Genomic DNA, 11,625 nt, shown 5'->3' with positions numbered 1-11,625 from the left:
TGGCCCCCACGGTCGCGCACCGCGTGTCGCTCCCTGCACCTTGCAGGCCGCCGCTCGCCAGAGGCTTCGCTTCTGGCGCCTGTCCAAACCTGCTCAAGCAGGTTTGGAGCCGCGGGCACCAGCCCCGAGGGGGCCGCTGCGCCCGCGGACTGGCAAAGCCGGACCCGCGGCCCCTGCTTGAAAGAGACGTCCGGGACCGTCCAACTTCCGCCTCCGGGCTAGCGTGAAACATATCCCGCGCAAACGCTTCGGCCAGCATTTCCTGACCGACCGCGCCATCATCGATGGCATCGTGCACGCGATTGCCCCCCGTCCTGGCCAGGCCATGGTGGAAATCGGCCCTGGTCTGGCAGCCCTGACCCAACCCCTGGCCGAACGCCTCGGGCACCTGACGGTGATCGAGCTGGACCGTGATCTGGCGCAGCAGCTGCGTACGCATCCACAACTGACGGTGGTCGAATCCGATGTGCTCAGGGTGGATTTCAGGCAGCTGGCGCAGCAGGTGCAGGCCGACGCCTCTGCCCGGGGCGGCGCCGCAGCCGAAGCGGCAGGGGGAGAAAGCGACAAGCTCAGGGTGGTGGGTAACCTGCCGTACAACATTTCCACACCCATCCTGTTCCATCTGCTCGACGCGGTGGAGGTCATTGAAGACCAGCATTTCATGCTGCAAAAAGAAGTGATCGACCGCATGGTGGCCCGCCCCGCGACCAGTGACTACGGGCGGCTCAGCGTGATGCTGCAGTGGCGTTATGCGATGGAAAACGTGCTGTTTGTGCCGCCGCAGAGTTTTGATCCACCGCCGCGTGTGGACAGCGCGGTGGTTCGCATGGTCCCCCGGGCTGCGCCGGAGAAGGTGGATGTCAAGCTGCTGAGCGAGGTCGTGCGTGTGGCTTTCAGCCAGCGCCGCAAGCTGCTGCGCCACTCCCTGGGCCAATGGCTGGAGCAGCGGCCACACAGCCCGCCGTTTAATGTGCAGCGCCGCGCCGAGGAAGTGCCGGTGCTCGAGTACGTGGCGCTGGCCCAAGCGCTTGAAAACGGGCCGGCCGCCTGAGCCTTGGCGGATCGTCCTTTTGCTATTTAATTGATAGCTGTCAGCGCCCATCCATCGGGCGCTGGCAGCCGTTTTTCAGTCAGTCCGGGGGCGATCGGCCAGGCGACGGTTCACCATGAAAAAAGCCCGTTGAACAACGGGCTTTTTCGCAGCGTGTTTGCAAGCGTCAGGCCGCGGCCAACCAGTAACCCGCGTTGAACGGGCTGCTCATGCGCAGCGCCAGCGGCGACACGTCGAGCAGTTTGTCGGTCGGCATCGGCTCTTCACCGTCTGCACTGTTTGCTTGCTGGGCCTCATTCGCCCGATCCCCTTGGCCAATGTCTGGGGAGCGGGCTACAGAAAAGAATAGAAACATCTGAACGGAATTTTTCGATCCGCCCAGTAGTCCGCCGCATCCCTGAAGATATCCAGCAGTTGTTCGCGCGCTTCCTTGTCAAATTTGGCATTTGCAGGGATCTGCTCCAGCAGGACAATGAAGCCGGGCTGCGGTCCGGACTTGTGAACCAGGTCCGTCATGCAGTCGTACAGCGCATCAAAGTTTTTGCCAAAATGCGCCGGGAATGTGTACTGTGCCGCGATCATGTCCAGCACGTCCTGCTTGCTCTGGGCGTTGCCCAAGTTGGCATAGAGGAAGTGGTGGCCAAGCTGGGTGGCAGCATCCTGCAAGTCCTGCACGCGGAAAGCGCGTATGGATTGCACGATATTGGGTCTAACAGTACGAAGTGGTGTTTCCATCTCCGCGTCTCTTTCTTAAGTCAATAATTCAAAGTTGACGATCACTGTTGAACCTTATTGAGCGATTCTGCGAAAACTCGCGTAGTGATCATCGGTGTAATAACAAGCATCGGGCGTGGTGGGTACAAAACCACCACAAACGATGCGCCGGGCGCCCCGACTGCGCTCACCTGGGGTTCTGACGGTGTATTCACGGTAGTAACCGCGATTTTTGGCGGGAAGTATTCTTTCCCGATTGCCAAACACCGAACCGTCCTTGTCGTACCTGAACGGGCCCCCCCGGTAAATCAAGTGGACCATGTGGCGCCCCTGCTCGGGCAGGGCCGCGCCTGAAATCGTGCTGAGTTCGGCCTCGGGGACTGGCCCTTTGGCCTCTACGCCGGACGGGCTGAAACCCGTGCTCAAAGCAGCCAGAACGACTGCTGCGGCTAGCCGCCAACCGGCCCCACTTTTTCGCAACATGGAAAAATCCGTCTTTCTTGAACCAGAGCCAGCCGCCAGTTATTTAGCAGTTGCCGGGTTAACCCTTAAATTTCAAGAGGTAGAGTTTGACGCATCCGGCAGGAAAACGCAAGGGCCTGCCCAAAATTCAGGCAGTCTATCGCAACGTTCAGTGCGGCGATAAGTTAGTGCTAGCTGTCTAAAAACACCCTATCGGGTTGCGTTGGCGTCTGCCACGGTCAAGGCTGTCATGTTGACAATCCGGCGCACCGTGGTGCTGGCGGTCAGGATGTGCATGGGTTTGGCGGCACCGAGCAGAACCGGGCCGATGGCGATATTGCCGCCCGCTGCGGTTTTGAGCAGGTTGTAGGCAATGTTGGCCGCGTCGATGTTGGGCAGAACCAGCAAATTGGCCTCGCCGGACAGGGTGCTGTTGGGCATGACCGCGGCGCGTGACGCAGCATCCAGCGCCACATCGCCATGCATTTCACCATCGACTTCCAGCCACGGGGCTTCATCGCGCAGCAATTGCAGCGTGTGGCGCATTTTCAGTGCGCTGGGAAGATTGGACGAGCCAAAATTCGAGTGCGACAGCAGCGCGGCCTTGGGCTTGATGCCAAAGCGCATCATTTCCTCTGCCGCCATGGTCGTGATCTCGGCCAGCTGCTCGGCCGTGGGGTCGTAGTTCACATGGGTGTCGACCAGAAACACCTGGCGGTCCGGCAGCATCAGGCCGTTCATGCAGGCATAGGTGCAGACGCCGGGGCGCTTGCCGATCACCTGGTCCAGGTAGTTCAGGTGGTGAGCGGTGGTGCCCCAGGTGCCGCAGATCAGTCCGTCCACATCGCCTTTGTGCAGCAGCATGCCCGCAATCAGCGTCAGGCGGCGGCGCATCTCGATCTTGGCCATCTGCACGGTCACGCCCTGGCGCTCCATGATGCGGTGGTAGGTTTGCCAGAAGTCGCGGTAGCGGTGATCCTGCTCGACGTTGACCACGTCGTAATCGAGCTTCTCACGCAGCCGCAGGCCGAATTTTTCGATGCGCTGGGCAATGATGGCCGGCCGGCCTATCAGCGTCGGCCGGGCCAGGCCCTCGTCCACGACGATCTGGCAGGCCCGCAACACGCGTTCTTCCTCACCCTCGGCATAGGCCACGCGCTTTTTGACGGCCTTCTTGGCGGCCGCAAAAATCGGCTTCATGGTCGTGCCCGAGGCGTAGACAAAGCTCTGGAGCTTCTCCCGGTAGGCGTCCATGTCGGTGATCGGACGCAGTGCCACACCGCTGTCGGCCGCCGCCTGCGCCACGGCTGGCGCGATCTTCATCATCAGGCGCGGGTCAAACGGCTTGGGAATCAGGTATTCCGGCCCGAACGCGAGCTGCTCGCCGGTGTAGGCGGCGGCCACCACCTCGCTCTGCTCGGCCTGCGCCAGCTCGGCAATGGCATGCACTGCGGCAATTTCCATCTCGACCGTGATGGTGGAGGCGCCCGCGTCCAGCGCGCCGCGGAAGATGTAGGGGAAACACAGGACGTTGTTGACCTGGTTTGGATAGTCGGTGCGGCCGGTGGCCATGATGGCGTCGTCACGCACCGACTTGACGTCTTCGGGCGTGATTTCGGGGTTGGGGTTGGCCAGCGCAAAAATGATGGGCCTGGCGGCCATTTTGCTGACCATGTCCTTCTTGAGCACACCGCCCGCCGACAGGCCCAGGAAGATGTCTGCACCTTCAATGATCTCGCCCAAGGTCCGCGCCGAGGTCTTCTGCGCAAACTGGATCTTGTCTTCGTCCATCAGCTCGGTGCGTCCTTCGTAGACCACGCCGGCCAGGTCCGTCACGAAAATGTTGCTGCGCGGAATGCCCAGCTTGAGCAGCAGCCCCAGGCAGGCCAGCGCCGCGGCACCCGCCCCCGAGGTCACCAGCTTGACCTGCGTCGGGTGCTTGCCGACCACCTTCAGGGCGTTCAGGATCGCGGCGCCGACCGTGATGGCCGTGCCATGCTGGTCATCGTGAAACACCGGGATCTTCATGCGCTTGCGCAGTTCGCGCTCGATGTAAAAACAGTCCGGCGCCTTGATGTCCTCGAGGTTGATGGCGCCGAAGGTAGGCTCCAGCGAGGCAATGATGTCGACCAGCTTCGCCGGGTCTTTCTCGTCAATCTCGATGTCGAAGACGTCAATGCCGGCGAACTTCTTGAACAGCACGCCCTTGCCTTCCATGACCGGCTTGGAGGCCAGCGGGCCGATGTCACCGAGGCCCAGCACGGCCGTGCCATTGGTCACCACCGCCACCAGGTTGCCGCGGCTGGTGTATTTGAATGCCGCATTCGGATCCTTGACGATTTCCTCGCAGGGGGCCGCGACGCCGGGCGAGTAGGCCAGTGCCAGATCGCGCTGGTTGACCAGCTGCTTGGTGGCGGCGATCGCGATCTTGCCGGGAGTCGGAAACTCGTGGTATTCCAGCGCGGCGCGGCGCAGCTCGTCGCGCTTTTCCTGGCTGTCGGGGGTGGCTGGCACTGCGGGCATGAAGTTGTCTCCTGAGCGGCGGCCCCGGCAGGGCCGTCATTTTTTTGTAAGGTCTGCGATTGTAGGTCGTCCAAGGGGAAAACCCTAGTACGTGGATCTACGCAAAACGGTGCAGCGCTTTTGACTTTTCCACATAGATCAGGGGTCACTTGACCGCGCGGACCGCGCCGATAGAGCAAGTGGCGCGGGGTTCAGGCGCTGGCGCCCATCGCAGCCGGTGTTGCGGCGGCCCGGCCGCCCCAGCGTTGCCAGGCCTTTTCGTGGAAGAAAAAGGCAATGGCCTGAATCGCCGGCTCGAGCAGGCTCAGTGTGAGGGACAGCAGCAGGTTGCCGGTCACGGCAAACGCCACGGCTGCTGCCACCGTGACGTGAACCAAGTAGTAGCTGGCCGTCTTTTTCAACGTGGGCAAATTGGCACGTACAAGCTTGGCCATGTTCATGCTCCTTGGGGCTGGTTGGAGGAAGTGTCAGTTTTCAGCTGAGATTGATAAATAGCTAAAATTTATTCAAGTTCTAGAGACTATATAGATTGACTATTTAACTCGCCAATTGAGATTGGCTACCGCACGGATAGAAGTTATCGCCAGCGTTTGTTGCATGAGCGGCTACGTTGTTTTCTGCGTATGGATTTGTGAAAAATCCCCGTTTTGTTTGATTGCTGCGACATCTATAAGTCGTTTGCATCAATAAGCCCGCGCACCTGTTGACGAAAGGCTCAATAATGTTTATTGCAATTGGTTGCTTTTTGTAAATTTTTTTAACAATCAAACTTTCCTTGAAGCGTCGCCACCTGCTGCCCAGTTTTTTGCCGGTTTCCTGCCTGGTGCTTTTGGCCGTGGGCGGCACGTCTGTTTTCGCCCAGACAGTCCATAGACCTGATGCCGGTACCTTGCAGGAACCGCAACGCCAGATCCCCATGCTGCCCAAGCCGGGGGCGCCACCGATCAGCCTGCCTGCCGGAAAACCGGTCCTGCCGGTTCAGGCCGCAGTGTCCATCACCCCGGCCGGCTTCCGCTTCGAGGGCAACAGCCTCTTTGACCAGCAAACCCTGGAAGCCCTGCTGGCGGATCGCGTCAACCGGAAGACCGACCTGGCAGGACTGCCCGAGGCCGTTGCCCTTGTCAGCCGGCATTACCGGGCGCAGGGCTACCTTCTGACGGAAGCCTATCTGCCCGAGCAGGCCTTCCAGGCGGTCGGCGGGACGGTCACCATTGCCGTGATCGAGGCGCGCATCGGCAGGGTCCGTATTCAGTTCGAGGGCGACAACGGGTCGGCGTCCTACGCCCGGCGCGTGGTGGGCGCCAATCTGCAACCCGGGGCGTTGATCAGCGAATACCTGCTGGACAAGCCCGTGCTGCTTCTGCGGGACCTGGCCGGCGTGGAAGCCAGCGCCACCGTCGAGCCGGGCCAGCGGCCCGGGCAGGCCGACGTGACCGTGACGATTCGGGCGCAGGGTCCGCAGGTGGATGGCTCGGTAGCCGTGGACAACTTCGGCGCACGCGCGGCCGGGCCCCTGCATGTGTCGGCCAACCTCAATGTCAGCAACCTGCTGGGGCGCGGCGATGTGTTCAGCGCGCGCGTCCAGACCAGCGACGCCACACGCAGCAATTTGTACCGCCTGGCATACGCGGTTCCCGTCGATGCCGCCGGAACCCGGCTCGCGGTCAGTGCCGCCCGGACCGACTACGCCCTGGGCGAACAATTTGCAGCGCTGGGGGCCACCGGCAAAGCGGACATCCTGGGCGTTTCCCTGACCCGGCCGCTGATCCGTTCGCGCGAGAACAACCTGTATGGTCTGCTCAGCCTGGAAGACAAAAAATTCAGCGACCAGATCGCCACACCGGCCAATGACAGCGAGCGCCGCATCGCATCAGCGCGCATCGGCTTGCTGGGCAATTTCTCTGATGACGTGGTCGGATCCGGCGGCTTCAGTAGTTACGCGTTGACCGGGACGCTGGGACGTACCCGGCTGGATGCGATCAGCCGCGGTTTCGACCAGGGCCCCGGCGGCCTGCGGACGGCAGGCGGCTTCGGCAAGCTCAACCTCGAATTCCAGCGCACCCAGCTGTTCGGCAGCGGGTCCAGTGTGCAGGTGGGTTTCCAGACCCAACTGGCCTCGCGAAACCTTGCCTCGGCCGAAAAAATGGCGCTGGGCGGTCCCAACGGGGTGAGGGGCTACCCGGTGGGCGAAGGCATCGGGGACGCCGGGCTGCTGCTCAACCTCGAGTACCGTTATCAGTTGCCGCCGCCCGTCACGCTGGCCGGCGAGCCGGTGAGCCTGGCGGCCTTTTATGACTACGGAACGGTCCGGTTCAACCAGGATGATTCCGCGGTGCCGGGCGTCACCAACCGGATTGCCCTGGGTTCGGTGGGCATAGGCGCGCTGGCCGGGCGAGTCAACAATTTCCTGATCACCACCTACCTGGCCTGGCGCACAACCCGGTCCACGCCTTCCACTGGTGATCCGGACCGGGCGCCGCGCGCCTGGGTGTCCGCCCAGAAGTGGTTCTGAGCTGCGGCGCAAGAAAACAGCCATGACCCATCCATCCGCAAAACACGGCGCCTACCGCCCCTGGACGGTTCGCACGGTGGTGGTTCGCCTGTCGCGCAAGCTCACCGCCACTTATCGCCTGCGCAGCGGCCGTGTTTTGTCGCGCCTGCTGGCAGCCATGCTGGCGGGCTTTTCAACGCTGGCGACGGCCCTGCCCGAGGGCGCCAGCCTCGTGGCCGGCCAGGCAAACATCAGCACACCCAACGCCAATGCCATGGTGGTGACCCAGGGCAGCGACAAAGCCATCCTGAATTGGCAGAGCTTCAATATCGACACGGGGCAGTCGATGCAGTTTGTGCAGCCTGGTGCGGCCTCGGTCGCGCTGAACCGGGTGGTGGGAGCGGCTCCGTCCTCCATTTATGGCTCGCTCAGCGCCAATGGCCAGGTGTTCCTGATCAACCCCGCCGGTGTCATGTTTGCGCCCGGTGCGCAAGTCCATGTGGGCGGACTGGTCGCGTCCACCCTGGCTCTGAGCAACGAAGACTTCATGGCCAGCCGCTACACCTTTAGCAGCAATGGCAATGCAAGTACCGTGACCAACGGCGGAAACATCCGGGCCGCGCGCGGCGGCTACGTGTTGCTGGCCGCCCCCAGCGTGAGCAACAGCGGGTCCATCAACGCCGACGCCGGCTCGGTGGGGCTGGTGGCGGGCGCGCGTGTTTCGGTGGACACCTCAGGCGCGGGCCTGGTGAGCTTTTCGGTTGATGCCGCAGCAGCCAACGCCGTCGCCGCCAACAGCGGCGTGATCACGGCGCAGGGGGGGCAGGTCGCCGTGCTGGCCAGCGCACTGGGCGATGTGATGGCCACCGTCATCAACCAGACCGGCGTGATACGCGCCACTTCCGCCACCGAGCGCAACGGCCTGATTGTGCTGAGCGGCGGAAAAACCGGCGTCGTGGCTGTGAGTGGTGAGCTCAATGCCTCCGGTGCAGATGGCGGGCAAACCGGTGGCACGGTCAAGGTACTGGGCGACAAGGTGTTTCTGGCCGCGGGCGCACGAATTGACGCATCGGGGCAGGTCGGCGGCGGCACTGTGCTGATTGGCGGTAACTACCAGGGCAAGGGTGTAGAGCAGAACGCCTCCCTGACCCTGGTAGCGCGAGATGTGGTGATCGACGCGAGTGCCGCCGGCTCAGGTGATGGCGGCAAGGTGGTTGTCTGGTCGGATGCTGCCACCGGGTTTTATGGCGCGATCAAGGCAACCGGTGGGTCCGACTCCGGCCATGGCGGTTTTGCCGAAGTCTCCGGTAAACAGACCCTGGCGTTCGACGGTTCCGCCAACCTCGGGGCGGCCCGCGGTGAGGCGGGCACCTTGCTGCTGGATCCGCTGAACATTATTGTCAGCAACGCCGGACCGGCGACCTATGCCGATGTCAGCACCTTTGCGGCACAGTCCGGCACGACGCAAACCGTGTCCGTGGCAACCCTCAACGCGGTTGCAGGGAACATCACTCTTCAGGCAGGCAACGACATCACGCTCAGCAATGCATTGGCCGTCACAGGAAGCCGCAGCATCAGCCTTGAGGCCAACAACAACATCAACGTCAACGCGGCGCTCAGTGTCACCGGGGCGGGTGCCATCAACCTCAAGGCCGATGCCGACAACAGCGGCGCCGGCACGTTGGCACTGGGCGCCGCCCTGAGTTCTCAGGCCGGTGGCATCACGTTGTCGGGGGCCAGCGTGACCAGCACGGCGGCAGGCAGCATCACCACCACCGGGGCGGCCAATGCCGACGCCGGCCAGTTGAGCATCACGTCTGCCGGCGTGGTCAATCTGGCCGGTGCAATCACGGCCACAGGCGGGACGGCAAGTGCGGGCAATGTTGGGCGTGCAGGTGGCGCGGTGAACATCACCGGCGTAGGGGGTGTCACAACGGCCGGCATCAGCGCCAGCGGCAGCACGGGCAACGGCGCCGGCCAGACAGGAGGCAACGCCGGCAGCCTCACGGTGAGCAACACGGTGGCGGGTGCCGTCAGCGTGGGCACGCTGACGGCGCAGACTGGTGCTGGCGTGGGCACGGGTGCCGGAGGGGTGGCAGGCAGCATCAATGTGAGCAACACGGCCGGCAACGTCACCGCAGGGGTCATCACCACCCGCGGCGGCGGCAACGGCAACGGCGGCGCGGTCAGTGTGACCGCCACCGGCACCCTGAGCACCAGCACGATTGGCACAGGCGGCGGCACAGCCCAGGCCGGCACCGCCGGGCGCACCGCGGGCACCGTCACCCTGCAGGCTGGCGCAGCCCTCACCGCGGCGGCCATCACCGCGGGCGGCAGCGCCGGCAACGGCGCCGACCAGGCGGGTGGTAACGGCGCAGCGGTGTCGGTGTCCTCGACGGGCGGTGATGTCACGGTGGCGGCCATCACCACGAGCGGCGGCAACGCGGGCGCCTCGGGCACGACGGCAGGCGGCAACGCTGGCGCGATCACGCTGGACGCAGGCGGGGCAACGCCGGTCATCACGCTGGGCGGCAGCCTGACAGCGCAGGGCGGCAACCAGATTGGCGGGGCGGCCTCGGGCAGCGGCGCGAACATACGCGTCAGGGACGCGGCGCTGCTCAACGCGGCGACGGTCACCCTCAACGCAGCGGGCGGCAACGCCGGCGCGGGTGCGGGCGGCAACATCGGGCTCGACGGCGCAGTCAACAGCAACGGCGCAGCACGCGCGCTGGTCCTGACGGCCGGAAGGGGCGATGTGACGCTGGGCGGCACCACGGGCGGGACGACGGCCCTGTCGGCGCTGACGGTCACGGGCAACGATATCAGCGTGGCCAACATCGGTGGGGCAGCCGCTGGGGTGACCGGCGCCACGACATTGACGGCAAGCACGGCCGGCGCCGATGCCGGCGAGATCAGCTTCACCGGCACCACGTACAACGCCAACGCGCAGACTTACGTTGCCACGGCGGGCAATACTCTCAAGGTCAACGCCGGCGCCGCGACCACCTTCACCAGCAGCGCAGACACCATCACCTTCGGCAACGCGGCCAACGCCAACGGCGGCACGCTGCTGCTGGCCGACGGCTCCAACCTCAGCGTAGGCACCAATAACGGCGCCATCAACGCCTTTGCCGGCATCCGCGGCAACTCGGCAGAAACGGTCAGCCTCAACGCCGGCACCAGCACGCTCAGCGTCGGCCAGATCGGTGCAGGCAACGAAATCGCCTCGGCAGCCCTGACGGCGGCGACCACGACGCTGCGCGGTGACATCACCACGGCCGATGTTGCGGCCAACAACGCGACGGTCACCGGTGCGGTGACGCTGGCCAACGGCGTGACGATTGACACCAACCGCACGACCAACAAAGGTGACATCACCATCACCGGTGCCAGCACGGGCGCCGGGACGAGCCTGAGCCTGAGCGGCAAGGCCATCTCCACCGGCGCCATCACCACCACCGGCGCCGCCAACGGTGATGGCGGTGCGGTGAGTATCACGGGTACGCAGACAGTAGGGGTGGGCGCCATCATCACTTCAGGCGGAACAGCCGCTGCCAACAGCACAGGGCGAAACGCAGGCACGGTCAACATCACGGGAGCGGGGGTCACGGCAGCGGTCATCACGGCCAGCGGCTCGGCAGGTGTAGGCGCGGGTACCAGCCAGACGGGTGGCAACGGCGCAGCTATCTCAATTACCTCCACCAACGGCATCACGCAGACCGGCGCGATAACGGCCAGCGGCGCGGGCGGTTCGACCACTGGTGGCGCGGGCGGCAATGCCGGCAGCATCAGCGTGAGCAACAGCGGCGCTGGCGACATTGCATTGGGCTCCCTGACCGTGCGTACAGGTGCAGCGGTGGGTACAGGCGCCAGCGGCGTCGCCGGCAGCATCAGCGTCACCAACGGCGCAGCCGGCGCCAACCTCACGACCCTGGCGATAAATACCGCCGGCGGTGCAGGCGGCAATGGCGGCGCCGTGACCCTGTCTTCGCAGGCGGGGGTGACGGTGACCGGAACGCTGGGCACCAGCGGTACCGTGCTGGCGGCAGGCACACGCGCCGGCAGCAACGCCGGCAACATCACGATCACCGGCGTGAACCGGTCCATCACCGGCGCCATCACCGCCAGCGGCAGCGCAGCCAACGGCACCAACCAGGCCGGCGGCAACGCAGGCGTGGTGTCCATCACCGGCAGCGGCACACTGGGTACGAGCAGCATCACGGCATCGACGGGTGGGGCGACCGGCACGGGCACGGGCGGCGCCGCAGGCTCCCTCACACTCACGGGCAGCAACACCACCTTGGGCGCCTTGAGCACGGTCGGCGGGGCCAACGGCAACGGCGGCGCGGTCAGTGTGACCGCCACCGGCACCCTGAGCACCAGC

The 11,625-nt window shown here is 64.4% G+C and carries 7 protein-coding genes; 3 read left to right on the top strand and 4 right to left on the bottom strand.

Features of this window, described 5'->3' with window-relative positions; genetic code table 11:
• The first annotated feature begins 223 nt into the window (after positions 1-223).
• A complete protein-coding gene (gene rsmA, locus PSV40_RS18525) occupies positions 224-1,051 on the top strand; it encodes a 16S rRNA (adenine(1518)-N(6)/adenine(1519)-N(6))-dimethyltransferase RsmA (protein ID WP_300540534.1) in 828 nt (275 codons plus the stop codon).
• 333 nt (positions 1,052-1,384) lie between these two features.
• Here rsmA and PSV40_RS18520 read toward each other — a convergent pair whose 3' ends face one another.
• From PSV40_RS18520 to PSV40_RS18505, 4 genes are all read right to left on the bottom strand, one after another.
• Positions 1,385-1,786, bottom strand: coding sequence for a barstar family protein (locus tag PSV40_RS18520; RefSeq protein ID WP_096696873.1), 402 nt, complete (start codon positions 1,784-1,786; stop codon positions 1,385-1,387).
• A gap of 54 nt (positions 1,787-1,840) precedes the next feature.
• Positions 1,841-2,248, bottom strand: a complete 408-nt coding sequence (locus tag PSV40_RS18515) for a ribonuclease domain-containing protein (protein ID WP_300540530.1) — start codon at positions 2,246-2,248, stop codon at positions 1,841-1,843.
• 189 nt (positions 2,249-2,437) lie between these two features.
• Entirely contained in the window at positions 2,438-4,750 is a 2,313-nt protein-coding gene (locus tag PSV40_RS18510; protein ID WP_300540527.1) for an NADP-dependent malic enzyme, read from the bottom strand.
• A 191-nt stretch (positions 4,751-4,941) separates the two neighbouring features.
• Positions 4,942-5,190 carry a DUF2061 domain-containing protein gene (locus PSV40_RS18505; RefSeq protein WP_366915048.1) on the bottom strand — a complete coding sequence of 83 codons (249 nt, stop codon included), beginning with the start codon at positions 5,188-5,190 and terminating at the stop codon, positions 4,942-4,944.
• A gap of 335 nt (positions 5,191-5,525) precedes the next feature.
• On the opposite strand from PSV40_RS18505, the gene PSV40_RS18500 reads away from it, so the two are divergent.
• Both PSV40_RS18500 and PSV40_RS18495 read left to right on the top strand, forming a co-directional pair.
• A complete protein-coding gene (locus tag PSV40_RS18500) occupies positions 5,526-7,262 on the top strand; it encodes a ShlB/FhaC/HecB family hemolysin secretion/activation protein (RefSeq protein ID WP_300540521.1) in 1,737 nt (578 codons plus the stop codon).
• Between the two features lie 22 nt (positions 7,263-7,284).
• Positions 7,285-11,625, top strand: a 4,341-nt coding sequence (locus PSV40_RS18495; protein ID WP_300540518.1) for a filamentous hemagglutinin N-terminal domain-containing protein, incomplete at its 3' end; no start/stop codon positions are given.

Origin of the sequence: Polaromonas sp. (assembly GCF_029945925.1) — a bacterium.
GTDB lineage: Bacteria > Pseudomonadota > Gammaproteobacteria > Burkholderiales > Burkholderiaceae_C > Polaromonas.
The sequence above is the reverse complement of the archived record's forward strand: the minus strand, read 5'-3'. Positions and strand labels throughout refer to the sequence as shown.

Bases quoted from the DNA above. Each gene is read 5' to 3' on its own strand.
- PSV40_RS18520 (WP_096696873.1), bottom strand. From the start codon at position 1,786: ATGGAAACACCACTTCGTACTGTTAGACCCAATATCGTGCAATCCATA.
- PSV40_RS18515 (WP_300540530.1), bottom strand. From the start codon at position 2,248: ATGTTGCGAAAAAGTGGGGCCGGTTGGCGGCTAGCCGCAGCAGTCGTT.
- PSV40_RS18510 (WP_300540527.1), bottom strand. From the start codon at position 4,750: ATGCCCGCAGTGCCAGCCACCCCCGACAGCCAGGAAAAGCGCGACGAG.
- PSV40_RS18505 (WP_366915048.1), bottom strand. From the start codon at position 5,190: ATGAACATGGCCAAGCTTGTACGTGCCAATTTGCCCACGTTGAAAAAG.